The sequence below is a fragment of the Nocardia sp. NPDC003482 genome, from assembly GCF_053588115.1.
This window is the reverse complement of the sequence record NZ_JBSFPI010000004.1, coordinates 329,581-353,602: the sequence shown is the minus strand read 5'-3', so window position 1 is coordinate 353,602 and position 24,022 is coordinate 329,581. Positions and strand designations below refer to the sequence as shown.

27 protein-coding genes are annotated in these 24,022 nt (G+C 70.4%); 8 read left to right on the top strand and 19 right to left on the bottom strand.

Annotated elements, in window-relative coordinates; genetic code table 11:
• Positions 1 to 23: 23 nt before the first annotated feature.
• The 5 genes from ACWDSJ_RS08740 to ACWDSJ_RS08720 all read right to left on the bottom strand — a co-directional run bounded on the left by ACWDSJ_RS08740 (position 24) and on the right by ACWDSJ_RS08720 (position 3,422).
• Positions 24 to 470 (bottom strand): hypothetical protein, encoded by a 447-nt coding sequence (locus ACWDSJ_RS08740; protein WP_450030344.1) that lies wholly within the window; start codon positions 468 to 470, stop codon positions 24 to 26.
• On the bottom strand, positions 467 to 1,720 hold the full coding sequence (locus ACWDSJ_RS08735; RefSeq protein ID WP_450030343.1) for a hypothetical protein: 1,254 nt from the start codon (positions 1,718 to 1,720) through the stop codon (positions 467 to 469). The genes ACWDSJ_RS08740 and ACWDSJ_RS08735 overlap by 4 nt, the downstream gene beginning before the upstream one ends.
• A gap of 19 nt (positions 1,721 to 1,739) precedes the next feature.
• Positions 1,740 to 2,555, bottom strand: a complete 816-nt coding sequence (locus tag ACWDSJ_RS08730) for a hypothetical protein (RefSeq protein ID WP_450030341.1) — start codon at positions 2,553 to 2,555, stop codon at positions 1,740 to 1,742.
• Positions 2,556 to 2,557: 2 nt separating this feature from the next.
• The gene (locus tag ACWDSJ_RS08725) at positions 2,558 to 3,175 is read right to left on the bottom strand and encodes a DUF3558 domain-containing protein (RefSeq protein ID WP_450030339.1); all 618 of its coding nucleotides are present in this window, start codon (positions 3,173 to 3,175) and stop codon (positions 2,558 to 2,560) included.
• Positions 3,176 to 3,284: 109 nt separating this feature from the next.
• Positions 3,285 to 3,422, bottom strand: coding sequence for a hypothetical protein (locus tag ACWDSJ_RS08720; protein WP_387359605.1), 138 nt, complete (start codon positions 3,420 to 3,422; stop codon positions 3,285 to 3,287).
• 210 nt (positions 3,423 to 3,632) lie between these two features.
• Here ACWDSJ_RS08720 and ACWDSJ_RS08715 point away from each other — a divergent pair, with 210 nt between their 5' ends.
• Complete coding sequence (locus ACWDSJ_RS08715; protein WP_450030337.1) at positions 3,633 to 4,103, top strand: PaaI family thioesterase; 471 nt, start codon at positions 3,633 to 3,635, stop codon at positions 4,101 to 4,103.
• Here ACWDSJ_RS08715 and ACWDSJ_RS08710 read toward each other — a convergent pair.
• Positions 4,075 to 4,728 carry a hypothetical protein gene (locus tag ACWDSJ_RS08710; protein WP_450030335.1) on the bottom strand — a complete coding sequence of 218 codons (654 nt, stop codon included), beginning with the start codon at positions 4,726 to 4,728 and terminating at the stop codon, positions 4,075 to 4,077. The two genes, ACWDSJ_RS08715 and ACWDSJ_RS08710, sit on opposite strands and share 29 nt — an antisense overlap.
• A 106-nt stretch (positions 4,729 to 4,834) precedes the next feature.
• On the bottom strand, positions 4,835 to 5,839 hold the full coding sequence (locus ACWDSJ_RS08705) for an aldo/keto reductase (protein ID WP_450030333.1): 1,005 nt from the start codon (positions 5,837 to 5,839) through the stop codon (positions 4,835 to 4,837).
• A 101-nt stretch (positions 5,840 to 5,940) separates the two neighbouring features.
• On the opposite strand from ACWDSJ_RS08705, the gene ACWDSJ_RS08700 reads away from it, so the two are divergent.
• Positions 5,941 to 6,804: a helix-turn-helix transcriptional regulator gene (locus tag ACWDSJ_RS08700; RefSeq protein WP_450030331.1), complete on the top strand. Its 864-nt coding sequence runs from the start codon at positions 5,941 to 5,943 to the stop codon at positions 6,802 to 6,804.
• On the opposite strand, the gene ACWDSJ_RS08695 is transcribed toward ACWDSJ_RS08700, so the two are convergent.
• The 3 genes from ACWDSJ_RS08695 to ACWDSJ_RS08685 all read right to left on the bottom strand — a co-directional run bounded on the left by ACWDSJ_RS08695 (position 6,799) and on the right by ACWDSJ_RS08685 (position 8,625).
• The gene (locus ACWDSJ_RS08695) at positions 6,799 to 7,785 is read right to left on the bottom strand and encodes a pirin family protein (RefSeq protein WP_450030329.1); all 987 of its coding nucleotides are present in this window, start codon (positions 7,783 to 7,785) and stop codon (positions 6,799 to 6,801) included. The two genes, ACWDSJ_RS08700 and ACWDSJ_RS08695, sit on opposite strands and share 6 nt — an antisense overlap.
• A complete protein-coding gene (locus tag ACWDSJ_RS08690; protein WP_387359620.1) occupies positions 7,782 to 8,093 on the bottom strand; it encodes a GNAT family N-acetyltransferase in 312 nt (103 codons plus the stop codon). Before ACWDSJ_RS08690 ends, ACWDSJ_RS08695 begins: the two co-directional genes overlap by 4 nt.
• Positions 8,094 to 8,163: 70 nt before the next feature.
• The gene (locus ACWDSJ_RS08685; RefSeq protein ID WP_387359622.1) at positions 8,164 to 8,625 is read right to left on the bottom strand and encodes a MarR family winged helix-turn-helix transcriptional regulator; all 462 of its coding nucleotides are present in this window, start codon (positions 8,623 to 8,625) and stop codon (positions 8,164 to 8,166) included.
• A 93-nt stretch (positions 8,626 to 8,718) separates the two neighbouring features.
• Here ACWDSJ_RS08685 and ACWDSJ_RS08680 point away from each other — a divergent pair, with 93 nt between their 5' ends.
• A complete protein-coding gene (locus ACWDSJ_RS08680; protein WP_450030326.1) occupies positions 8,719 to 9,327 on the top strand; it encodes a GTP cyclohydrolase II in 609 nt (202 codons plus the stop codon).
• A 13-nt stretch (positions 9,328 to 9,340) separates the two neighbouring features.
• The gene (locus ACWDSJ_RS08675) at positions 9,341 to 10,126 is read left to right on the top strand and encodes a dioxygenase family protein (RefSeq protein WP_450030324.1); all 786 of its coding nucleotides are present in this window, start codon (positions 9,341 to 9,343) and stop codon (positions 10,124 to 10,126) included.
• A gap of 9 nt (positions 10,127 to 10,135) precedes the next feature.
• Here the strand turns inward: ACWDSJ_RS08675 and ACWDSJ_RS08670 are convergent, their stop codons facing one another.
• The 5 genes from ACWDSJ_RS08670 to ACWDSJ_RS08650 all read right to left on the bottom strand — a co-directional run bounded on the left by ACWDSJ_RS08670 (position 10,136) and on the right by ACWDSJ_RS08650 (position 15,948).
• The gene (locus tag ACWDSJ_RS08670) at positions 10,136 to 10,459 is read right to left on the bottom strand and encodes an STAS domain-containing protein (RefSeq protein WP_387359629.1); all 324 of its coding nucleotides are present in this window, start codon (positions 10,457 to 10,459) and stop codon (positions 10,136 to 10,138) included.
• Entirely contained in the window at positions 10,456 to 14,313 is a 3,858-nt protein-coding gene (locus ACWDSJ_RS08665) for a SpoIIE family protein phosphatase (RefSeq protein ID WP_450030322.1), read from the bottom strand. The genes ACWDSJ_RS08670 and ACWDSJ_RS08665 overlap by 4 nt, the downstream gene beginning before the upstream one ends.
• Entirely contained in the window at positions 14,310 to 14,681 is a 372-nt protein-coding gene (locus ACWDSJ_RS08660; protein ID WP_387359633.1) for an STAS domain-containing protein, read from the bottom strand. Before ACWDSJ_RS08660 ends, ACWDSJ_RS08665 begins: the two co-directional genes overlap by 4 nt.
• Before the next feature lie 46 nt (positions 14,682 to 14,727).
• Positions 14,728 to 15,444: a PAS and ANTAR domain-containing protein gene (locus ACWDSJ_RS08655; protein ID WP_450030320.1), complete on the bottom strand. Its 717-nt coding sequence runs from the start codon at positions 15,442 to 15,444 to the stop codon at positions 14,728 to 14,730.
• An 87-nt stretch (positions 15,445 to 15,531) separates the two neighbouring features.
• Positions 15,532 to 15,948, bottom strand: a complete 417-nt coding sequence (locus ACWDSJ_RS08650) for a MerR family transcriptional regulator (protein WP_450030318.1) — start codon at positions 15,946 to 15,948, stop codon at positions 15,532 to 15,534.
• Positions 15,949 to 16,037: 89 nt separating this feature from the next.
• Between ACWDSJ_RS08650 and ACWDSJ_RS08645 the strand changes: the two genes are divergently transcribed.
• Positions 16,038 to 16,238 (top strand): hypothetical protein, encoded by a 201-nt coding sequence (locus ACWDSJ_RS08645; RefSeq protein WP_450030316.1) that lies wholly within the window; start codon positions 16,038 to 16,040, stop codon positions 16,236 to 16,238.
• Here ACWDSJ_RS08645 and ACWDSJ_RS08640 read toward each other — a convergent pair.
• Complete coding sequence (locus ACWDSJ_RS08640; RefSeq protein WP_450030314.1) at positions 16,235 to 16,726, bottom strand: SixA phosphatase family protein; 492 nt, start codon at positions 16,724 to 16,726, stop codon at positions 16,235 to 16,237. The two genes, ACWDSJ_RS08645 and ACWDSJ_RS08640, sit on opposite strands and share 4 nt — an antisense overlap.
• 176 nt (positions 16,727 to 16,902) lie before the next feature.
• Here ACWDSJ_RS08640 and ACWDSJ_RS08635 point away from each other — a divergent pair, with 176 nt between their 5' ends.
• Positions 16,903 to 18,570, top strand: coding sequence for an FAD-dependent oxidoreductase (locus tag ACWDSJ_RS08635; RefSeq protein WP_450030312.1), 1,668 nt, complete (start codon positions 16,903 to 16,905; stop codon positions 18,568 to 18,570).
• A 22-nt stretch (positions 18,571 to 18,592) separates the two neighbouring features.
• On the opposite strand, the gene ACWDSJ_RS08630 is transcribed toward ACWDSJ_RS08635, so the two are convergent.
• The gene (locus tag ACWDSJ_RS08630; protein WP_387359645.1) at positions 18,593 to 19,366 is read right to left on the bottom strand and encodes an acyl-[acyl-carrier-protein] thioesterase; all 774 of its coding nucleotides are present in this window, start codon (positions 19,364 to 19,366) and stop codon (positions 18,593 to 18,595) included.
• 222 nt (positions 19,367 to 19,588) lie between these two features.
• Between ACWDSJ_RS08630 and ACWDSJ_RS08625 the strand changes: the two genes are divergently transcribed.
• Entirely contained in the window at positions 19,589 to 21,403 is a 1,815-nt protein-coding gene (locus ACWDSJ_RS08625; protein WP_450030309.1) for a serine/threonine-protein kinase, read from the top strand.
• Positions 21,404 to 21,437: 34 nt separating this feature from the next.
• Here the strand turns inward: ACWDSJ_RS08625 and ACWDSJ_RS08620 are convergent, their stop codons facing one another.
• Positions 21,438 to 22,616, bottom strand: a complete 1,179-nt coding sequence (locus tag ACWDSJ_RS08620; protein ID WP_450030307.1) for a transglycosylase SLT domain-containing protein — start codon at positions 22,614 to 22,616, stop codon at positions 21,438 to 21,440.
• On the bottom strand, positions 22,613 to 22,930 hold the full coding sequence (locus ACWDSJ_RS08615; protein ID WP_450030305.1) for a hypothetical protein: 318 nt from the start codon (positions 22,928 to 22,930) through the stop codon (positions 22,613 to 22,615). Before ACWDSJ_RS08615 ends, ACWDSJ_RS08620 begins: the two co-directional genes overlap by 4 nt.
• Positions 22,931 to 23,045: 115 nt before the next feature.
• Here ACWDSJ_RS08615 and ACWDSJ_RS08610 point away from each other — a divergent pair, with 115 nt between their 5' ends.
• Entirely contained in the window at positions 23,046 to 24,020 is a 975-nt protein-coding gene (locus ACWDSJ_RS08610) for an NADPH:quinone oxidoreductase family protein (RefSeq protein WP_450030303.1), read from the top strand.
• Positions 24,021 to 24,022 lie beyond the last annotated feature (2 nt).

Below are 24,022 nucleotides of genomic sequence, written 5' to 3'. Positions count from 1 at the left end.
TCCGGAGCGGGGGCCGAAGTGTGTCAGCGCAACCACCAGGGTTCGTCGCCGGGATACTCGTCGAAGTCGTCGGGCCAGTCGCTCGGCCCCACCACCCCCTCCCCGAGGCGCCCGCGCGGCGGCTCCGGCGGCGCGGCCTTCACCTCCCAGACCCACACGAACCGCGGCGAGCCCTTCAACTCCGCCACCTCCGGCGGCACCGGCCGCGCGAGCGATTCGATATCCGCCCAACCACATTCACCCGCCCGCACCCGCTCGGCATAGGCCCGCAGGGCCGGGGAGGCGGCCTCGGCGTCGGCGAGGGCGGCCATGAAATCCTCGGTGACGATCGTGGGTTCGCGCAGCAGCGCGTCGACATCGAGGTCGTCCAATCTGATTCGGGCCGTGCGCAAGTCGTCTACGGCGCTCATGACCTCGCGCATCAGCGACTCGACGGTCGGGTCGAGGTTCGGTTCGTCGCGGCGGTTCACGCGTTGTCCCACGGATTGGTTCCGGAGCCCACGTCATATCCCTGGGTGGGTCTGTCCCGCATACTGTCGACCTGGGCGATCTGCGCGACATCGGCGGCGATGGCGGCCTTGCGGGTGGCGTCCTGGACGCGATCGGTGATGGGGGCGACGACCTCGTTCAGCTTCTGCTGGGCGTTGTCCTTCAGCTTGGCGATCGGGTTTTTGATGAATTCGAGGAGTTTCTTCACCTTGTCGACCAGGGTCTGGATCTTCTGCACCAGATCGACGGCGGTCGTGATGATGTTGACCAACTTGCGGCCGAGGTCGATGATCTCGTAGGCCTGCCCGACGATCGGGATCTTCTTGCCGATCGTCTTGAAAATGCCTTTGACACTGGTGAAGTCGATCTGACTCTCCAGAATGCTCCACAACTTCTGGAGGACGGATTTGACGGCGTCGCGGATCTCGTCCGCCACGACGCCGAGCCCGTCGCTGATCACCCGCCCGACCGGTCCCTCCCACTTCATCGCGGCGATCTGATGGTTCGCCCAATCGTTGAAGGACAAGGCGGCCTTGCCGTTCCAGGTCGGATCGACCCGCTTCAGCCCGGCCTCGAGGTTCTTGCCGCACGCCTCCATCCCGTTCCCGGCGCCCTTGTACGCCTCCCCGATGCGCCGGACCTCGCTCCAGTTTCCCGGAATCGGCTCCAAACACTTTCCGAGCGGGTCGATTTCGTTTCCTGCCGTGCGGGTGACGCTCTTGATCGTCTCGTTCAGGTCGCCGAGGACGGGCGCGACCTCGGCGATGAGGGCGATGGTGTCCTCGCGATTGGCGGCGGGCTTGTCGAGCTTGAAGTCCTCGGGCTTGGCGTAGTGTTGCGGCGACGTGAATCCCTCGGTGGCGCCGGGCGATTCGACGCGAGGGTCGGACGTATGCGTCACGCCTGGCCCCTCGGGACCGAGGAAGGTGTGCTGGTTCAGCGCGTCGTAGTTCTTCTTCTCCTGGTCGACGTACATCCAGGCGACCTTGTTCAGCTCGGTTCCGGTGGCGCTGGTCGTCCTCGCGAGCTCGCTCATGCGCGACTTCGTTCCCTCGGCGGCGCCGCGGATGTATTCCACCAGCCCGTCGATGATGGGACCGTGCAGCCATTCGGCGGGCATGCCCTCGTGTCCGATGAATTCGGCGGCCTTGGTCGCGTCCGCTCCGATATCGGCGACCAGGACACCGAGTCCCGCGATCTCGCTCGCATCGGCATCGAATTTCTCGCCCACGTACTGCTGTCCTTTGCTCTCAGGGCGTTTTCGCGATCGTCGCGATGATCGCGTCCACCTCGTTGTCCGACAGGGAATTCGGTAGTCCTCGATGGTGCTCGACCATGAACACCGCCACCTCGGCCGACGCGTACGCGGGGGTGGCGATGATGTCGAATCCGGCCTCGGTGGGGTCGCACGAGGATTTCTTCGGAATATTCGACGCGGCCGCCGTGAAACGCACCGCTGGTCGACCGGAGATCGTCCGCGATTCGGGCCCGCTCACTGTGACCGTGGCCTGACGTCCGGTCGCGCTGTCGGAGAAGATCCGCCGGGCCTTCTCGACCTCCTCGCGGGCCGCCGCCTCGGGTTCCACGCCGTTGCGTCCGCGAACTCCGATGTGCGCCAGGGCCGATCCCTCGGTCGCCCGGCAGTACCCCGCTCCGTAATCGCTGGCCGCGCCGTAGAGCGCGATGAACGCGCCGGTGACATCATCGGTCCACCCCGAGATCGACTGGTTGCTCGCCTGCCAGCGCGGTCCGGGCGGCACGCTGTAACTCAGGCCGTACCGCGTCGGCACCGGCTGCGGGCGGCCCTCGGGGGCCGCGACCATCGGGGGTGGCATTTCCATGGACGGAAAGCCCGGCGGCAGTGGGGGATCCGGTTTCTCGGTATCGGCGGGCAATGGTGGGGGATGCCAGGCCGTGGGTGGTCCCGACTCGCGCAACGCCGGATTGCCTACCCATGCCACGAGGCTCAGGAACGCCACGGCGACGACCAGGAGCAGCGCGATCCGGAGGAGCTGAACGAGGATTCCGCCCTCTCGGAAGAATCGCACCACCCACGAGACGCGCACGGCTACTTCTCGCCGAGCGCCGCCGCGAAGGCGTCGGCGAGTTCGCGAATCTGATCGCACGGCGCGGGAACCTGTGCGGCCGTGGGAAATACGATCAGATCGACATTGAGGACGCCGTCGGACGAGGTGACCGCCGCCGAGCAGGTCCCCGGAAGCGACGGCGTGGTGTACAGCACGGCCGGGCGGCCGTGAATGGTCTCGCTGCTGAAGACCGAGCGCAGGGAGTTGTCGCGGATCTCGTCGAGCGACATCGTGCGGGAGGTGACCGCGACGCTGCACGTGATGACCTTCTCCCCGTCCACCACCGCCACCCGATTGAAATCGCACCCGATGGAAGTCAGCAGATCCGTGACCATCTCCCCGGAATCACGTTCCCGCGTCCCCGGATCGAACCCCAATCGGCCGACCACCTCGTCGCCGATCTCCACGCACGGATCGAACCGCACCTGCTTCGTCCCGGTCTGCGCGGGGGCGGGGGGAACGGATACCCGGATCGACGGCCGGGCGGGCGTGGTCGTGGTCGCGGCGGCCGTCGCCCGCTCACCGGAATCCCCACCGCCGCACGCGGATACCGCGCAACAGGTGACCACAGCCCAGCCGAACGCGCGGATCCGTCGCATAGGGCGGTGCCCTCCCCTCCCGACTACCTATCGGACATTTCGGTCTCGAACAGTAGGACGCAGCGTAACGCCCCGCGGTTCCATCGAAATCGGGGGAGGGCGCCGGGGGTCAGTGGAAGATGCCGCCGCCCTGGGTCGTCGAGCCCGAAGAGCCGGAGACGAACAGGTTCATGATGTTGGTGAAGACGCTGGTGCTGTTCACCGTGCCGGCGGAGTTGGAGTCGATGAGGGCGATCAGTGCGAGCATGCTGTGTTCCTGGGGCTTCGGGGGTCGGGGACCCGGTTCGGGCTGCGGCTACGGCGCAGTGAAACGTAGCTTAGTCAGAATCGGAAAGCTCTGACTAGAGATCGTTTCAGAATCCCGCCCGAATTTCCCGGATCCCGCTCACCATGGACAACGCCGCGCCGACCCGGTATGAAAAACTGGAACAGGTTTCAATTCGGACGGGAGCGGCGAATGACCGACGCGGCGGCGCTGGGTGAGCTGGTGATGGCCGGTTTCAAGAAGCTGGGCTTCATCCGCTTCGCGGGGATCGAGGGCGCGGGGTACGGGCCGGGGCGCAGTGTGGTGACGATGGCCCCGACCTCGGAACACCTCAATCACAATGGGGATCTGCACGCCGCCATGCTGTTCGGCCTCGCCGAGACGGCGGCCATGGGCGCGGCGGTCTCCGGGATCGTGGATCTGATGGGGGAGACCTTCATCGTGGCGCGCGACGGCCGGATCGACTATCTCGCGCGCGCCAAGGGTTCCGCGGGGCCGTTCGCGGCGACCTCGGATCTCGGTGCGGCACAGGTGGATCGGATGCGGGCCGAGATCCGGGCCCGCACGCCGATCGAACTGCTCGTCCCGGTGGACATCACCGACGGCGACGGAAAGCGCGTCGCCGCGGCCGAATTCACCGCGGTGATTCGCCCGCGCCGGTGACCATCTCGGTGAGGGCCGCGGTCGCGGCGTCGACGGCGGGCTGGCCGCCGGAGGCGTAGAGCCCGGCGACGGCCCCGAGCGCGCCGCCGAGCACGGTGGTGATCGGCACCGTGATGAAGTCGAGGACGAACAGCCCCAACGGGAATCCGATCACGAATCCGAGGGCCGCGCCGATCGCGGCGCCGGTGCCCACCGCCGCCAGGTGCGGCTGCACGATGTCGAACAACCGCTGCTGGGCGTCGATCTCGCGCAGCGGGCCCGCGCTCTCCCCCACGGGGGTGAGGGTCAGCCGCCGTCCCGCCTCGTCGATCACGGGCGCGAGTTCGACCCGCGTGCCCGCGAGATCGAAGCGCAGCGGCAGATTCGCCAGCAGGTGGCCCGAATCATCGGTCACCGCAACGGTTTCCGCGTCCCAGGTGGCCAGGAACCGGCCCGCGGTGAGCGTGCCGACCGCCGAGCGGCTGTCGTCGCTGAGCGCGACCTCGTAGCCGACGCCGCGGTCGTCCCCGCGCACCGCGAGCGCGGGCCGGTTCTCCGGTTCCGGCGCGGCCGCCGCGACGCCCGCGGAACCCACCACCACGCTCGCGCAGAGCGCCGCCGCCGCAACCATTCTCGTGATCCTCATCGCGCTTCTCTCACTTCGGCCCCCGCGTGTTTTCGGAAGAACCTACCGGGTGCGCGGCGTGAGCAGAAGTGTTGCTGGGGTCGGTGGCGGAAAGCGGACGCGGGCCTCAGCGTTCGCTGTCGAGCATGGCCATCTGCGGTGCGGCGTACCGGTCCCCGGCCACCCGATCGGCCGGGACCGCCGCCTCGATCCGCGCCAGATCCTCCGGCGAGAGCCGGATGTCGAGCGCCGCCACGGCCTCGGCCCAGCGCTCGGGCCGGCGCGCCCCGACGACGGGCACGATGTCGTCGCCGCGGGAGAGGACCCAGGCGATCGCCAGCTGGGCCACGCTCACCCCGTGCGCGGCGGCGATCTCGCCCAGCTCCTCGACCAGCCGCAGATTCGCGGTCAGGTTCTCGCCCTGGAAGCGCGGGCTGTGCGCGCGGAAGTCGGTGGGCGCGAAGGCTTGTCCGGCGCGGATCGAATCGCTCAGCAGACCGCGTGAGAGCACCCCGTAGGCGGTGACGCCGATGCCCAGTTCGCGCGCGGTCGGCAGGATCTCCCGCTCGATGCCGCGGGTGACGAGCGCGTACTCGATCTGCAGATCGACGATGGGATGCACGGCCGCGGCCCGGCGCAGCGTCTCCGCGCCGACCTCGGACAGGCCGATGTGGCGCACGTACCCCGCCTCGACCATGTCCGCGATCGCGCCGACGGTGTCCTCGATCGGCACGGTCGGGTCCAGGCGGGCCGGGCGGTAGATGTCGATGTGGTCGACGCCCAGCCGTTGCAGGGAGTACGCGAGGAAGTTGCGCACGGCCGCGGGTCGGCAGTCGAAGCCCACGAATTCGCCGTCGGGCGCGCGCAGGCCGCCGAACTTGACGCTGAGCAGGTAGTCCTCGCGCTTGCGATCGGCCAGCGCGCGGCGGATGAGCATCTCGTTGTGGCCATGACCGTAGAAATCTCCGGTATCGATCAGGTTCGCGCCCGAATCCAGGACGGCGTGGATCGTCGCGACGGACTCGGTCTCGTCGGAGGGCCCGTAGCTGCCCGACATCCCCATCGCGCCCAGGGCGATGCGGCTCACCTCGGGTCCGGTCGTGCCGAGCCGTACTTTCTCGATGTTCGTCATACCGGGAATCCTGCCCGCCGATCCGGGGACCCGGCAGAGACCGCCGATCGGGGGACCGGCGATCCCTGGTTCGGGCCGGCGGCGCCGGGCACAGTGGAGCTATGGACCGCCCCGAACTCGCCGACTTCCTGCGCCGCCGCCGCGAGCAGTTGCAGCCCTCGGACGTGGGTCTGCCGCCGGGCGCGCGGCGGCGGACGCCCGGTCTGCGGCGCGACGAGGTGGCCCTGCTCGCGGGCATGTCGACCGACTACTACACCCGCCTCGAACAGGCCCGCGGCCCGAATCCGTCCGTCCAGGTGCTGAGTTCGCTGGCGCGGGCGCTGCGGTTCACCGACGACGAGCGCGACCACCTGTTCCACCTGTGCGGCCACCCCGCGCCCACCCGCGGCGGCGGGGACCGGCACGTCAGCCCGGGGTTGCTCTATCTGCTGCACAAGCTCGACGACACCCCGGCGTGCGTGGTCTCGGATCTGGGCGAGGTGCTGGCGCAGAACCGGATGCACGTCCTGGTCTCCGGCGACGCCACCCGCTACACCGGGCTGGATCGGTATCTGCTGTGGCGCTGGTTCACCCATCCGCGCGAGGAGTCGGCCATTCCCGAGGAGGATCGCGCCCGCATGACCCGCCAGCACGTCGCGGCGTTGCGCGCCACCGCCGCCCGGCGCGCGGGCGACGCCGACGTGACCGAGCTCGTCAGCCGATTGCGTTCGGCCAGTCCGGAATTCGAGCGGCTGTGGACCGAACACGAAGTGGCCGTGGGGATCTCGAAGACCAAGCGCATCGAGCACCCGAAGGTCGGCCTGCTGGATCTGGTGTGCGAGACCCTGATCACGCCCAACGCCACCCAGAGCGTGCTGGTCCTCTACCCGCGTCCGGGCGGCGACGCGCAGGACAAACTGGATCTGCTGCGCGTCATCGGCACCCAGTCGCTGCTGGATTCGACGGAGACCTCCGCCGAGCTATAGGTGCGGCCCGCCGACGCGGCGGCGGCGCGGGGTCAGCCGCAGATTCGGCAACGGCGGGGCGGGGATGCGCTGGGCGGGGGTGTGCCCGGCGATATCGCCGAACCGGCTGGTGTCGTGGGTTTCCCACGCGGTGCGCGCGGCGTCGATCTCGTCGTGGGCGCGCCCGACGAAATTCCACCACATGACCAGATCCTCGGCGAACGGCTCGCCGCCGAGCAGCACCGCGTGCGCGCCGCCCGCGCTGCGCAGCCGCAGCGTCTCCCGGCCGCTGCCCAGGTACAGCAGCGGGCCCGGGGTGACGGGGGTGTCCGCGACGGTCAGCTCACCGTCGACGACCAGCACCGCGTACTCGAATTCCGTTGTCAGCGGCAGGGTTTCGTCCGCCCCGGCCGCGACGGTGAGATCCGCGCCGACGAGCGGGGTGTAGGTCACGGCCGGGGAACTCACCCCGGCCAGCGTGCCGAGCAGCACCCGGGCGCGCAGGCCCGGCGAGGTCAGCTCGGGCAGGTCGCGATGCTGTTCGAAATGCGGTTCGATGTCGCGCCGGTCGTCGGGCAGCGTGATCCAGAACTGGAGGCCCCGGCCCGCGGGCGCGCCCGGCACGGTGTACTCCGAATGCGCGATGCCGCGCCCGGAGGTCATCAGGTTGAGCTGGCCCGGTTCGATCTCCACATCGGAGCCGACGCTGTCGCGGTGGCGGATCCGTCCCTCGAACGGCCAGGTGACCGTCTGCAACCCGATGTGCGGATGCGGATCGATGTTCGGGGGCAGTTCGGTGCGGGGCGCGGTGGAACCGAACAGATCGAGGAAGCACCACGCGCCCACGGTCGGCAGATCACGTTGCGGCAGTACGCGTTTCACGGTGACGCCGCGCACCCCGCCCAGCGGCACCTCGCGCGCGGGGTAGAACTCCGCGCGCGGGCCCGGCGGCGCGGCGGCCCGGCAGACCGCCGCGTCCGGTGCGACCTCGAGGTCGCTCATCGCTGGATGCCCTTGCCGACCACGTGTTCATCGTATTCCGGATGCTTGTCCAGCCAGCCCTTGATGAACGCGCAGCGCGCCACGATGGGCTTCCCGCGCCGCACCGCGTCGTCGATCGCGTTGCGGGCGAGGACGCCGCCCAGACCCTTACCGCCGAATTCGGAGTCGACCTCGGTGTGGATGAACGCGATGTCGTCGTCGCGTTCGCGGTACTCGGCGAATCCGGCCAGCTTGTCGCCGTACCACACCTCGTAGCGGTGCTGCGCGTCGTTGCGGACGACGGCTGCTGAGACGGCCTGCTCGGTCATTGGTTCAGTTCTCCGATACCTGATCACCCGACAATATGCGGTGGCATCGTAACCGGGCGGCGGGATCCGTTCAGTGCTCGTCGCGCAGCCGCCGCACGACCTCGCCCAATCCGTCGGCGAGGGCCGAGATCTGTTCGGGGGTCAGCACATCGATGAACAATTCCCGCACGGTCGCCACGTGGCCGGGCGCGGCCCGTTCCAGCGCGCGCTGCCCGGCCTCGGTGAGCACCGCGTAGACCGCGCGCATATCGGTGGCGCACGAATGCCGCCGCACCAGACCGGCGTGTTCGAGCCGATCGATCTGATAGGTGAGCTTGCTCTTGGACGCGAGCAGGGTCGCGGCCAGATCGCTCATCCGCAGCCGGTGCTCGGGCGCGGCGACGAGTTCGACCAGGATCGCGTATTGCAGGTGCGAGAGCCCGGCGTCGCGTTCCAACTGCTGGTCGAGGCGCCGATCGAGCAGGCCCGCGGCCGCGAGGAAGGCCAGCCACGCGCGGCGCTCGGTTTCGCTCAGCCAGCGCGGAACGCTCATGGGCCGAGGTTACCGCCGGTTGTTCCCGATGGAATATCGTCCGGACGCCATCCGTTCAAATTTGAACGAAGCGTCCCCGACCTCGGAGCAGCCATGACAGTTACGGCAACGGTCCGCACCCGCGTGCGCATCCCGCTCACCTTCGGTGACGGCTACTCGACGGACGCGGAGGCGGTCACCTTCGACGGGCTCGCCGACGGCCGCGAACATCTCGCGCTGCTGCTCGGGGAGCCGACGGGAACGCCGCTGGTCCGGCTGCATTCGGAATGCCTGACCGGGGACGTGTTCGGGTCGGCGCGCTGCGACTGCGGCGCGCAACTGCGCGAGGCCGCCGGGCGCATCGGCGAGGTCGGCGGCGTGCTGCTGTATCTGCGGCAGGAGGGCCGCGACATCGGGCTGTACAACAAGCTCGACGCCTACGCCCTCCAGGATCGGGGCCTGGACACCTATCAGGCCAATGCCGCCCTGGGCCTGCCCGAGGACGGCCGCGACTACCGCGCCGCGGCGCAGATGCTGAGCGCGCTGGGCGTCGGCACGGTCGATCTGCTCACCAACAATCCGGACAAGCCGCGGCAGTTGCGCGCGCACGGCATCGAGGTGCGGGCCACGGTCCCCACCGGGGTGCACGCCTCCGCCTCGAATCTGCGGTATCTGCGCGCCAAGGCCGAGCACACCGGGCACACCATACGTCTGATCGGATGAACGAGGAAACATCATGTCGCACAGCGCGATTCGGGAACGGATGCCGGTCGTCTACCTGAGCCACGGCGCGCCGCCGCTGGCCGACGATCCGGTCTGGCCGGGCCAACTGGCCGACTGGTCGGCCGAATTGCCCAGGCCCACGGCCGTTCTCGTGGTCTCGGCGCACTGGGAGGACGCCCCGGTCACCCTCGGCGCCACCACCACGGTGCCGCTGACCTACGACTTCTGGGGCTTCCCGGAGCACTACTACGCCGTCCGCTATCCCGCGCCCGGCGCACCGGAACTGGCGGCGAAGGTGCGCGCGCTGCTCGGCCCGAACGTGCACGAGGCGCCCGAGCGCGGCCTCGATCACGGCGCGTACGTGCCGCTGGTGGAGATGTATCCCGCGGCCGACGTCCCCGTGCTGCAACTGTCCATGCCCACCCTGGATCCGGTGGGCCTCTACGATCTCGGCCGTCGGCTCGCGCCGCTGCGCGAGGAGGGTGTGCTGATCATCGGCAGCGGCTTCTTCACCCACAATCTGAGCGAGATGCGCCGCGACGCCGCGGCGGACGAGGCCCCGGGCTGGTCGCGGGAATTCGACGACTGGGGTGCGCGGGCCGTCGCCGCCGGGGATGTCGACGCGCTGCTGAACTTCCGGCACACCGCGCCCGCCGCCGGCCGCGCGCATCCGCGCACCGAGCACTTCGCCCCGCTGTTCGTCGCGCTCGGCGCGGGCGAGGCCGATCTCTCGGTGCGCCGCAGCGTGATCGACGGCTTCTGGCACGGCCTGGCCAAGCGCTCGATCCAGCTGGGCTAGCGGGAGCGGTCAGGACAGCGTGCGCGCGGCCGCGGCGGCGTCGCCGTGGAACGGCAGCTCGACCAGTGCGGCGGCGCGGTGGATGGGACTGCCGGGCGCGAGCACCAGGACCACGGCCTCGTCGGCCAGTAACCGGTCCAGGGCCGCGAAGCCCGCGCTGTCGAGGTAGTCGAGGTTGCTCAGTTCCAGCAGCAGCGGTCGCGCGCCCGGCAGCGTCGCCACGGATTCGGCGAAATCGTCGGCGTTGGTGACATCGACCTCGCCGGTCACCGCGACGGAGGGTGGGGCCCCGGTCAATCCGGCGGTGTGCAGTTCGAACGCGGCCCGTGTCATGGTGTGGCTCCGTTCCCTGGGTCGGGTGCGGCTGCGGCCGAAAGGTCGAACCGCAGGGTGATACGAGTGCCCCGCGCCGTGCGGACGGTGTCGACGCGCTCGGCCAGCCCGTTGATGAGCCGCAGGCCCCGCCCGCCCCGGGCGGTGCGATGGCTGGCCGAGGAATCCCGGAACCAGCGGCCGGTGTCGCTCACCGTCGCCGTCAGTCGCCCGTCGTGCCGGAACAGCTCCACCGCGACGGTGTCGCGCGGGTGCAGCCGGGCCCCGTGTTCGATCGCGTTGGTGACCGCCTCGCCGACGGCCAACAGGATGTCGTGGCGGCGCTGCGGTGCGATGCCGAGCCCGATCAGCCACTGCCGCAAGCGATCTCGCAGCGCGGGCAGGTGCGCGGGCGTGGCGGGCACGACGGTGGTCAGGCTGTTCGGGCCGATGTGGGTGGGCCGCACGGCCAGCAGCGCGACGTCGTCGGTGTAGCCGCCGGGCGGGGCCATCCGGCGGACCAGTTCGTCGCAGAACTCGCCCACCGGCAGCCGGGCGCAGTCGGCGACGGTCGCGCGCAGCCGCTCGAAGCCGTCGTCGAGCGTCTCGTCGTGCCGCTCGATCAGGCCGTCGGTGTAGAGCAGCACCAGGCTGCCGGGTGGAAGTTGTTCGTGCCCAGGATGTTCCACCCAGCGCCCCGCCCACGCCGCGACGGGCGGGCGACGGCCCGCGGTGAGATAGCGCGCGGTGCCGTCCGGGGTGACCAATAGGGGATAGGGGTGTCCGGCGCAGGTGTAGTCGAGGGTGCCGCGGGTGGCGTCGAGCACCGCGTAGGCGACGGTCGCGCACCGGGCCCCCGAGACCGTCGCCGCGTACCGGTCCAGGGTGTCGAGCACCGCGGCGGAATCGTCGGCGGTCAGCGCCACCGCCGCCAGGGCCGCGCGCAGGCGGCTCATCACGATCGCGGCCGACAGCCCGTGCCCGACCACGTCGCCGACCGAAATGCCCAGGCGCCCGGGCTGTTCCAGCGGCGAGACCAGATACCAGTCGCCGCCCACCCGCATCGCCTCACCGGCGGGCTGATAGACCCCCGACACCACCGCGTCGGTCGACCGATGGTCCAGATCGAGCAGATGCTCCTGGAAGTCCACGGCGATGCGGTGCTCGCGTTGCAGCACCCGCAGCCGGGCCAGCGCCGATTCGGTCATCTCCGCGGTGCGCGCGAGCACGTCGAGTTCGGTCGCGGCGAACGGATGCGGGCGCGACCAGAACAGCACGAGGGCCCCGAAGATCCGGCTGGCGTCGTCGCGCAGCGGGTACACCGCGAGCGCGCGCACGTGCTCGGCCACGTCCCGGGCGAAGTTCCGGTAGCGGCCGTCCAGGGTCAGCGTGTCGGGCACGACCATCGAGTGCCCGGTGCGCACCACGTCGGCGACCGGCATCGGCGCGTCCGGATCGAGCACGTGATAGCGGTCGCGCAGTTCGGTGGGCAGGGCACCGGCGTATTCGATTCGGACACGCTCGGTTTCGGCCTCGAGCGTCGCGATGCCCAGCCCCTCGGCCTCGGCCACCCCGATGCTCGACTCGAGCAGCGTCGCGAGGATCTCGCTCGCGGTGTCGGTGGCCTGCAACGCGGCGTCGAGCTGGGCCAGCGCGGTCGTGCGCAGCACATCGGCGTCGCGGTGGCGGCGCCGCGCGCTCTCCCGGGCCGCGGCCGCGAGCCGGGCCGCGACCCGGTCGATCAGCTCCCGCGAGCCGAACGGCTTGGGCAGGTAGTCGTCGGCGCCGTGGGCGAAACCGTCGGTGGCCGCCTCCGCCCCCGCCCGCGCCGAGAGCAGGAGCACCGGGGTCGCGGCGGTGCGCGGATCCGCGCGCACGGCCCGGATCAATTGGAAACCGTCCATGCCGGGCATCATCACGTCGGCGACGATCACATCGGGCCGGTGTTCGCGGACCGCCCGCAGCGCCGACTCCCCGTCGGCCACCAGCAGCGTGCGCCACCGGCCGGACAGCACGCGATCCAGGTGGCGGCGCATGTCGGCGTTGTCGTCGGCGATCAGGACCAGTTCGCGGCCGTCGTCGTCCGGGTGGGGCGCGGTGTCGAGATCGCTCAGCCACTGCCCGGCCTCGGTGACGTAGGGATTGTCGGAATCGATCGCGGGGGGTTCGGCGAGCGCGGGGTTCGCGGCCGCGGGCAGCCGGACGGTCACCGTGGTCCCCTGCCCGAGTTCGCTGTCGACCTCGATGGTCCCGCCCTGCAACTCGACCAGCCCGCGCGCCAGCGACAGGCCGATGCCGCTGCCCTCGACGCTGCGCCCGCGCGCGTTCCCGGCCCGGTAGAACCGTTCGAACAGCCGGGCCAGGTCGGCGCGGGAGATGCCGGTTCCGGTGTCGCGCACGGTGATTCGGCTGCCGTCCGGTTCCGCCCGCACCCGCACCTCGATCGATCCGGTGAAGGTGAACTTGACCGCGTTGGACAGCAGGTTCAGCACCACGGTCTCCCACATCGCGGTGTCGATCTCCGCCGTCACCGGCTCGCAGTCGATGACCAGTTCCAGCCCGGCCCGCCGGCACAGTTCGGTGAACGATTCCGCGAGTTGCGCGGTGAGCGCGCCCACGTCGACGGTCACCGGATCGGCGGTCGCGCGCCCGGCCTCCACCCGGGCGAAGCCCAGCAGCGAGTCGACCAGCCGCAGCAACCGGCCCGCGTTGCGGCGCGCGGTGGTCAGCCGATCGGCCAGCACCGGATCGTCGGCCTCGGCGAGCGCGTCGTCGAGCGGTCCCAGCAACAGCGTGAGCGGGGTGCGGAACTCGTGGCTGACATTGGTGAGGAAGGTCGTCTTCGACCGGTCGATCTCGGCGAGCGCGTCGGCGCGCTGCCGCTGCTGCTCGTAGGACACCGTGGCCGCGAAGGCCGAGGCGAGCTGATCGGTGAGCAGGCGGCAGAAGGCGCGGTACTGATCGTCCAGCGGCCGACGCGGATTCAGGCCCAGCACCACCGCTCCGCGCACCGGCCCGTCGCCCAGGGAGAGCACCAAGGCCTGTTCGAGCGCGTCGCCGCCGGTGCCCGTCAGTTCGGGACCCAGCTCGACCATCTCGGCGCGGGTCCGCGACCACCCGGCGGGATCGGAGGCGACGAGCGCCGTCAGCGCCGCCGGGGCGGCGTCGGCGACCTCGGGGGTCACCCCGCGCAGGCGCGGCTCACCCGTCTCGGCGTCCTGCGCGTAGACGGCCAGGAACGGCACATCCGCGGGTTGTTTGGCGCACGCGAACACCGCGGCCCGGACCGCGTCGTCGATCGTGCGGGTCTCCAGCACCGCGGCGGCCACCGCGTTCAGCGCGTGCAGGCGGCGTTCGCTGAGCACCTGCTGGGTGGTCTCGCGCACCGCGCAGAAGATGCCGTCGACGCCGCCGTCCGTGCCGAACAACGGGCTGTAGCTGAAGGTGAAGTACCGCTCCTCGGCGCGCCCGCCGGTCTGCAACGGCAGCATCAGATCGTCGGACCAGGTGGCCTCGCCGGTGCGCAGCACGCTCGCGATCAACGGTTCGATGGAATCCCAGACGTCGTACCAGACCTCGCGCGCGGGCCGGCCCAGCGCCTCGGGATGCTTGTCCCCGGCGATCGGCAGATAGGCGTCGTTGTAGAACTGGTACAGCGACTCCGCGCCGAGCCACAGCACGATGGGGAACCGGGAGGTCAGCGCCGTCGCGATGATCGACCGCACCGCCGCGGGCCAGGTATGCAGCGGCCCCAACGGGTGTGTGGCCCAATCGAATTCGGCGAGGCGGCGGCCCATCTCCCCGCCCAGTGCGAGCGCGGAGGCCAGATCGGCGGGGATCGCCGATGCGTCGCGCCCCGCCGCCGCGCCGGTCACGGCCGGTGCTCGGAATCCTCGGGCAGCAGCGCCTTCTCGAGGGTCGGGTAGACCGCGAGCACACTGTCGAGATTGGTCACCTGCAACGGCCGCAGCACGCGCGCGTGGTCGGCCACCAGCCGGACCGTGACGCCCGTCTCGCGGCCCTGCACGTGACATTCCAGCGCGGCGTTGAGCCCGGCGCTGCCGAAGTAGGTGACCTCCTGGAGATCGAGCACGAGTAGTCGGCGGGTGTGGGCGGCCGCCAGCCGCAACCCCTCGGTCAGCTGTTCGGCCAGTACCCCGACGGTGCTGATGTCCACGTCGCCGGCGGCGCGCACGATCACCGCGTCCACACCGACCTCGTGGTCGACCGTCAAACGTCTCACCTGAGTCCGCCTTGGTTCTTCGATCCGTTCGCTGCCGTACTAGAGATTACGGCCGCCGCGCCGCCGACGTCGGTCGCACCTGCTCGTCCGGGGTGGGCTCGGGCCGAATCCGCTCGTGCACGGTCAGCAGCAGATGATCGAATCGGCTCTGCACCGCGGGCGGCGAGGGCGGCAGCTGATCGAGTTCCTCGATCAGCCGGGCGGCCAGCGTGCGCAGCTTGACGTTGGTCTCCTGGGACCGCCAGCGCAGGATTCGGAACGCCTGATCGGCGTTGATCCGGTAGATGCGCATCAGCACGCCCTTGGCCTGCTCGATCACCGCCCGCGACTCGAACAGTTCGGGCAGCGTCTCGTCCAGGACCTCCTGCCGCTCCTCGGCCAGGGTGTCGGTGACGTCGATGTAGTAGCCCGAGGTGCCGATCACCGCGCCCGACTCGCCGAACATGCGGTCCGCCACCACGATCACGTTGTGCAGGCCGCCGCGGGTGTCGATGAACCGGTGGCGGCTGGAGAAGGACTCACCCGAGTGCAGCGCGTAGTCGAGCAGATCCTGAACGTGCGCGCGATCGTCGGGATGTTTGTGCGCGAGCAGCAGTTCGGTGGTCGGCACGACCGTCCCCGGTTCGTAGCCGTGCATCCGGGCGACCTCGTCGGACCACTCCCAGCGCTGACCGACGAAATAGAACCGGAAACTCCCGACGACCGGACTCGGCTCGGCGGTCGGCGTCTCTCGATCCGTCTCGGAATGGTCGGGCCCCTGCACCCATGGAGTATCCCACTAGCGCGACGACGCCACGAGCCCAGGCGTCGAAATTACGCATCGAGCATTGACTTTCGGCGGTGTCGAGTGTTACCGGGTGACAACGGTTCTCGCCTCGTAGATGGCGATCTTGTGGTCGAGCGCGCCGAGCGTCTGCTCGAGTTCCGCGATGCGGGAGAGCACCTCGGCGCGCGTCTTGCGGAACATCTCGAGCCGCTGCGGCGTCGTGGCGTCCCCGGCGCGGACCAGTTCCGCGTAGTGCAGCATGTCGGCCACCGACATGCCGGTGCAGCGCAGCTTGCCGATCAGGTCCAGCCAGTTCAGGTCCCGCTCGCTGAACCGGCGCTTGCCCGAGGCGTCGCGGCCGACGTAGTTCATCAGGCCGATCCGCTCGTACCAGCGCAGCGTGTCGCGCGACAGGCCGGACCGCTCGGCGGCCTCGCCGATCGAGTAGCGCGGCAGTTCGTAGCCGTCGTCGACGGGCTGTTCGGTTGTCACGGTGCTCATCGCCTCCACCTTCCACGCGAATCCCTCTCACGGTACCCACCTGGAGTCGACTCCGAGCAAGTCGGCGCGGACCGGCCTACGCTTGACGCATGGCAAAAGAGATCGACCGGATCCGGGCGCGTTCGGCCCTCGAGACGGTCCGCGAGAGTCCCGTCATCGCCCTCATCGCGGCGCTGCCGGTCCTGGCCGTGCTCGGCGTGGTCTGCTGGCTGACCAACTGGTTCGTCGCCCTGATCGTGCTGGTCCTGCTCGGCGCGGTCGTGGTGGTCCGGGGCCGGCTGATCCGCTAGCGCGGGACGTGGAATCGGGTCAGTTCACCCGTTCCGGTGTCCACGTCCGCCCACGGCCGATCGAATTCCAGCACCGCCAGCGCGGAGGTGGGGAACTTGCGGCTGAGTTCGGTCGCCGCGTCGGAGTCCCGATCGGCCGCCAATTCCCAAGCGGTCTGCGGCATTCCGGGCGCGTGCCCGATCACCAGCAGCGTGGCCACCTCGGGCTCGGTGAGCCGGACCAGTTCGATGAGCGTGCGCGGCACCGCCTCGTAGATCGCCGGTTCGAAGATCACCGGCGCCTCGATACCGGTGGCGGCGAGCGTCTCGCGGGTGCGCACGGCGGTCGAACAGCGCACGGCGTCGATCGGTGGCTGGGTCGCCCGCAGCCAGTCCCCGGCCAGTCCCGCCTCGCGGACGCCGCGCGGCGCCAGCGGTCGTTCGTGATCGGCGACGCCCGGCGGATAACCGGATTTGCCGTGCCGCATCAAGATCAGGGTCCGGGCCATGAGCACCACCGTAAGCCCGCTCAGGCCCCGGACCGGGCAGCCGTGCGGAGATGTAGCTCACTCTCGAGGCACACTGAATGTGGCGTCACAGCAGCCGCCGTGCGTAAATGGCTGTGAGGCATGCCCTGGCCCACCGGGTTTGGGTACCACCGAGATGTTTCGAGGATCTGCGAGATATGGCCTACGTGATCACGCAGCGCTGTTGCAACGACGCCAGCTGCGTACCCGAGTGCCCGGTCGATTGCATTCGTCCCACTCCCGAGCAACCCGAGTTCGCGACGACCGAGCAGCTCTACATCGACCCCGATACCTGTATCGACTGCGGTGCCTGCGTGGACGCGTGCCCGGTGGAGGCCATCTTCTCCGAGGACGATCTGACCGCGTCGCTCGCGCGGTTCCGGGAGATCAACGCCGGGTACTTCGAGCGGCATCCGCTCGAGTCGAACTTCGATCCGCTGGTGACCCCCGCGCGCCCGCCCAAGGAACTGGGCACGCTGCGGGTGGCGATCGTGGGCGCGGGCCCGGCCGCCTGCTACGCCGCCGACGAACTGCTGCGGCGCGCCGACGTGGAGGTCGAGATGTTCGACCGCCTGCCCACCCCGTGGGGGCTGGTGCGCGCCGGGGTGGCCCCGGATCATCCGGGCACCAAGACGGTGTCGAACATGTTCGACAGCGCCTTCCGCCGCGACACGCTGCAATACCACCTGAATGTCGAAGTGGGACAGCACATCTCGCACGAGGAGCTGCTGGCCCATCACCACGCGGTGATCTACGCGGTGGGCGCCTCCACCGATCGCCGCCTCGGCGTGCCGGGCGAGGAGCTGCCGGGCAGCCATTCCGCGACCGAGTTCGTGGCCTGGTACAACGGCCATCCCGATTTCGCCGAGCGCACCTTCGACCTGTCCGGCGAGCGGGCGGTGATCGTCGGCAACGGCAACGTCGCCCTGGACGTGGCCCGCGTGCTCACCCTGAGTCCCGACGAGCTGGCCAAGACCGATATCGCCGATCATGCCCTGGACGCCTTGCGGCAGAGCAACATTCGCGAGGTCGTGGTGCTGGGTCGGCGCGGTCCGGTGCAGGCCGCCTACACCTCGTCGGAGTTCCTCGCGCTGGGCTACCTGAAGGGCGTCGACGTCGTCATCGATCCCGCCGAGCTGGAACTCGATCCGCACAGCCGGGCGCTGCTCGACGATCCCGACGCCGAACCGTCGCTGGTGCTGAAGTACAAGCTGGCCCAGGAGTACGCGGCGAAGACGCCGGATCCGGCGAACAAGCGCATCGTCTTCCGCTACCTCGCTTCGCCCACCGCGGTCACCGGCGACGGCCGGGTCGAGGCGCTCGAGTTCGCGCACAACGAACTGGCCGACGAGGACGGGACGCTGGTGGCCCGCACCACCGACCGGACCGAGACCATTCCGGCCTCGCTGGTGCTGCGCTCGATCGGCTATCGCGGCGAACCGGTTCCGGATCTGCCGTTCGACGAGCGCGCCGGGATCATCCCGAACGAGGGCGGCCGGGTGCTCGCCGACGGCGAACCGCTGACCGGGGTCTACGTCGCGGGCTGGATCAAGCGCGGGGCGCGCGGGGTGATCGGCTCCAACCGCGTCGACGCCGCGCAGACTGTCGACCACCTGCTGGTCGACTTCACCTCGGGCCACCTCGCCACCCCGTCGGGCGACCGCGCCGCGCTGAAAACCCTTCTGGGACAACGGCAACCGGACCTGGTCGGCCGGGAGGGCTGGAAGGCCATCGATACCGCCGAGCGGTCGGCGGGTAAGTCCGGTGGGCGTCCGCGCGTCAAGTTCACCTCGCGCGAGGATCTGCTCAAGGCCGCGCGGCCGTAGCGCGTCCGGGCCGTTGCCGGGATCAGCTCGGCAACGGCCCGATCCGCACGGCCGTGGTCGTGGTGCCCGCCACCACGAACCACAGGCGTAAGAGGGGGTGCCCGGTGCGATCGCCGGGCTCGTACCGGCTGCGCACGCTGATGTGCTCGCGGGCCAGCACCGGCGCGATGTACTCGATCACCGCGCGGTGCGGCCCGGCCACCAGCTTCGGGAAGTCGACCAGGTAGTGCTCCACGCCCTGCCAGTAGGCGGCGTTGTTGACGTGGTTGAACTGGTCGATGTCGGTGGCGCGCACGGGGAACGGCAGATCGGTGTCGGACTCCGGCGGCGTCGGGTCGGTCAGCCAGGGCCGCCACCGCAGCCGGTGCTCGGTCGCGGTGCGGGCCAGATGCGCCAGCCCCTCGTCGCTGATCCGGGTGGGCCGATCGGTCATCTCGTTGATATTGATCCAGAATCCCTCGGTCTCGATGAGACCGCCGTTCGCGCTGGTGATCCGGACCCGCATATTCGTCCAGCGGGTCGACATCGCCGAGCACCATCGCCGCAGTTCGACCCGGTCCGGCCACAGCACCGGCCGTACCACGTCGATGACCGTCCGGCGCACGATCCACTGCGGATCGGTGCGATGGAAGAATCCGGCGTGCAACTCCTCTTCCGCGATGTCCTGGAGATAACGGGCCACGGCGTCGAACCGCAGCCGGTTGTAGGGATCCACATCACCAGCCCGGACGGGCCACGCCGAGGCAAAGCCCATGCCCTCCTGGGGAAGCGGGGCGAGTGGCTGATCGAGTGACACTGGTGCTCCTCGCGCTGCACGGTGTGCCGCGTTCTCGTGCGTGCTGTTGTGACACGACTTTACGGGTCCTACATCACACTGTGACGTCCAGTCCGCTCTACTGACGCGTAGCCAATGCCCGATTTGCGTTGTTGCGGACCGCCTGCTCCGGGCCCCTGCCGGTACTATCCCCCAGATGTCGCGCACCGGCCAGGTCGATGGTCATAGGGGAGGGGTGACGGGGTGAAACCGCTGGGGCCGCACGATCCGCGCAGCGCCGGGAGGCATCGGCTGATCGCGGTGATCGGTCAGGGCGCGATGGGCCGCGTCCTGCTCGGCAGCGCCCCCGACGGCCGTCCGGTCGCGGTCAAGATGATCCACCGGCATCTGGCCCGCCGCCCCGAGTTCCGCGCCCGCTTCCGGATGGAAGTGCTTGCGTCGCAGCGGGTTACGGGGGTGCACACCGCCGCGGTCGTGGACGCCGACCCCGACGCCCCCGAACCCTGGCTCGCCGCGCACTATGTCGCGGGCCCGTCGCTGCGCGCGGCCGTCGACCGGTTCGGTCCGCTGTCCCTCGGCGGCTTACGCCTGCTCACCGCGGGTCTCGCCGGGGCCCTGCTGGAGATCCACCGCGCCCGCGTGATCCACCGCGACCTCAAACCCGGCAATGTCCTGCTCGCCGCCGACGGCCCGCGCGTGATCGACTTCGGCATCGCCCGCGCGCTCACCCTCGACGCCCGGCTCACCGGCACCGGCGCCCTGGTGGGTTCGCCCGCGTTCATGTCCCCCGAACAGGCCGAGGGCCGCGAACTCACCCCCGCCAGCGATGTTTTCGCGGTCGGCGCCCTGCTGGTCCTCGCCGCCACCGGCCGCAGCCCCTTCCTCGGCGCGTCGACGACCCAGACGCTCTACAACGTCGTCCACGCCCGCCCCGACATCTCCGGCGTCCCCGAATCCGCCCGCGAGATCGTCGAGGCGTGTCTGGCCAAGACCCCCGCCGATCGCCCCACCCCCGGGCAACTGCTCGACGCCGCCGACCGCATTGCCGCCCGCCCGGCCTGGCCGCCCGCCGTCCGCCAGCGCATCGCCCAGGCCCAGCGGGAGGCCGAGCACCGCCGCGCCGAACCCGGCCCCCTCGAATCCGCCCGCGCGCCACGCCGTTCCGGCCGTCGCGTCCTGCTCGCCGCCGCCACGGCCACCACCCTGGCCGCCGTCCTCACCGCCGGAACCCTCCTCCTCGACCACGACCCCGCCACCCCGGCGCCCACCCGTCTCGACCTCCCGCCCGACCGCCTCCGCCTGGTCGACGCCTGCGCCCTCCTCACCCCCGACGTCCTGCCCCACCCGACCACCCCCGAACCGCGCGACACCACCACCTGCGCCGCCCACACCGACCGCGCCGACCTCACCCTCCGCGTCGGCGCCCCGATCGACTTCCCCGCCGCCCGCCCCACCCCCGGCACCGCGGGCGGCCTGGCGGTGCTGGACACCACGGCGTCGGCGACCACCTGCGGCCGAGCGATCGTCACCCCCGCGGAACCGCAGTCGGCGGTGGAGGTGACGGTCTCGGGCGAATCCGATTGCGGGCTCGCGGATTCGGCGTTGCGGGCGATCGTGGACCGGCTGTCGACGAATCCCCCGCTGCTGAATCCCGCCCGCGACTCGGTGCTCCGCCTCGATCCGTGCGCCACCGTCGGCCCTGCGATCATCGAGGCCGTGGTCACCGCACCCGCGACACCCCGGGGCGTGCACCAATGTCGTTGGAGCGGAGCCGATTACGAGCTGACGCTGGACCTCCAGGAGGCGAAGCGGGTGGACGCCGCGGACGATCCCCTGGACCAGATCGACGGCGGCGCGCTCGGCCCCCTACCGGTGTCGGTGCACACCGATCCCGACGGCACCGTCCGGACCTACCACCTGGTCCGGGCCACGACCGCGGACCGCGGCGAACTGATCACGCTCTCCGCCCGCCCGCACATCGCCACCCCGACCGAGGACGTCTTCCAGAGGCTCGCTCCCGTGCTCGTCGCCGTGGTGGATCGGCAGCGGAAACAATGAGGGCGACAATGCGATTCGCGGGATCTCCGAGCGCTCAGTACCCCTGGTAGTGCCCGGTCTGCTCGAACGATTCGACGCCGGGATGCCGCAGCGTGCCGTAGCGGTCGAGCGCGTACCGGGCGCCGGCGACGATATTGTCGACCGGATTCCAGATATCGGTATGGCCCGGCGCCGCATACGAATTGAAGGTGCTGTCGATGGTCTGCATCAGCCCCTTCGAGGGATGTCCGGCCGAGGCGTTGGAATCCCACAGGTTGATGGCGTTGGGGTCGCCGCCGGATTCGGCCTGGATGATGATCGCCAGGGCGTTCTCATCGATCTGGTCGGGGCGGTAACCCATTTGGAGGAGGATCTCCTTGGCCTGGGCGATCCACTGCTTCACATCGCCGCTCGCCGCGATCGCGGGCGGCCCGCCCGATGATCCCGTGCCCAGCCCGCCGCTGAAAGTCGTTCCGGTGAGCCCGGATCCGCCGTGATAGCCCGCCCCGTTCCCGCCGTAATGGCCCGAGCCGCCGTGGGAGACATTGCTGACCAGATGCGGGGTCTGCGCGGCGACGGGCGGGGCGGCGGGCGCCGAGGCCGCCGCGGGGGTGGTCGGCGCGGGCGCCGCCGTCCCCGCGCCCGTCACCGGATCCCCCAGAGCCGCTGTCGCGCTGTCCACTTTGCCCTTCGCCGTCGCGACCGCCGTCGCCGCCGATTCGGCCACGCTCTCCGCCTGCGACAGCGCCCGCGTCAGCTCCACCGTCCGCTGCTGCGCCTCCACGTCCTGGTGCAGGATCATGTCGGCCTTGCCCGGGGTGTCCTCGGGCAGGTTGGTCCGCAGCCACTTCTTGCGTTCCTCGGCGGTGACCGTGCCGTTGGCCGCGACCTCGAAGGCGCCGGGCGGGAAGGGCGCGTTCTCGGCGAGGTCGCGCAGCTTGAGCACCTCGTCCTTCACGTGCTGCAGATTCTCGACCTGCTGGCCGATCGCCCCCTGCAACTCCACCAGCGCCTGACTCACCGCCGACGCCCGCGTCTTCTCCGTCGTCATCCGCGTCTCGGCGACCTCGGCCGCCTGCCCGGTCCACTTGTTGTCGGTGCGCAGCGTCTGGGTGTCGGTGAGGCCCTTGTTCACGGCCTGGTCGAGGTCGGCGCCGAGTTTTCCGACCGCCGCGGCGGCGGTGGTGAGCTGGCCCGGGTTCCATTTCTCGACGTCGGGGATGCCGAGTGTCATTGGCGCAGTCCGATCGTGGTGAGTTTGTCGCGGAACTCGTCGTCGGTGAGTTGGACGGCCTTGCCGGACTGCTCGACGGCCCCGGCGATGGCGGTGAGGCGGTCGCCGATGCGGTGCAGCGCGCCATCGATCGAGGTCTTGGTCTGCGCGCAGGTCTCGGCCCAGCGGGTGCCCGGTAGCGCGCCCGACGCGTCGGCCAGGCCCGATTGCAGGCCGGTGATGCCCTGCGCCTCCGCGGTCAGATTGTTCGCGAAGGTGTGCAGCGCAGCGAGATCCACGAACATGCCGGTGCCGGACGACTCGTCGTTGCCCATGACTCCCCCTCGGACTCGGTGCGGCGTCTCAGCGTAACAAAATCCGGTCCCGTGGACAGGCCGATGCGAAGACCGGTTAACTTGGCGGCAGGCATCCGGACAGAGAGGTCGTTACATGCGCGCAGCCCAGGTCAGCAAGCTCGAGGGACCGGAATCCATCGAGATCGTCGACATTCCGGAGCCCGCCCCGCAGCCCGGCGGCGTGGTCATCGACGTGTACGCGGCGGGCGTCGCGTTCCCGGACGTCCTGATGACGCGCGGGCTCTATCAGATGAAGCCGGAACTGCCGTTCGTCGTCGGCGGCGAGGTCGCGGGCGTGGTCCGCTCGGCCCCCGAGGGCGCGCACGTCGCGGCGGGGGACCGCGTGCTGGCGCTGACCATGCTGGGCAATGCCATCGCGGAGGTCGCGGTGGTCCCCGCGGCGATGGTTTTCAAACTGCCGGACGCGGTTTCGTTCGAGGCGGGCGCGGGCGTGCTGTTCAACGACCTGACCGTGCACTTCTGCCTGCGCACCCGGGGTCGGCTGACCGCGGGCGAGACGGTCCTCGTGCACGGCGCCGCGGGCGGCATCGGCACCGCCACGCTGCGCCTGGCCGCCCCGCTCGGCGCGGGCCGGGTGGTCGCGGTTGTGAGCACCGAGGAGAAGGCCGAGGTCGCGCGGGCCAACGGCGCGACCGACGTGGTGCTCACCGACGGCTGGCTGGCCGCCGTCAAGGAACTCACCGGCGGGCGCGGCGTCGATATCGTGCTCGATCCGGTCGGCGGGGACCGCTTCACCGACAGCATCCGCTCGCTCGCCCCGGCCGGGCGGCTGCTCGTGGTCGGCTTCACCGGCGGCGACATCCCGACGGTGAAGGTGAATCGCCTGCTGCTCAACAATGTCGAGGTGGTCGGCGCGGGCTGGGGCGCGTGGGCCATGACCCATCCGGGCTACCTCCAGGAACAGTGGGCCGAACTGGAACCGCTGCTCGCCGACGGCCGGATCGCCCCGCCGGCGCCCGTGCTCTACCCCCTCGAGCGCACCGCCGAGGCGGTCGCCTCCCTCGAAAACCGCACCGCCACCGGCAAAGTCGTCGTGACGCTGCGCTGAAC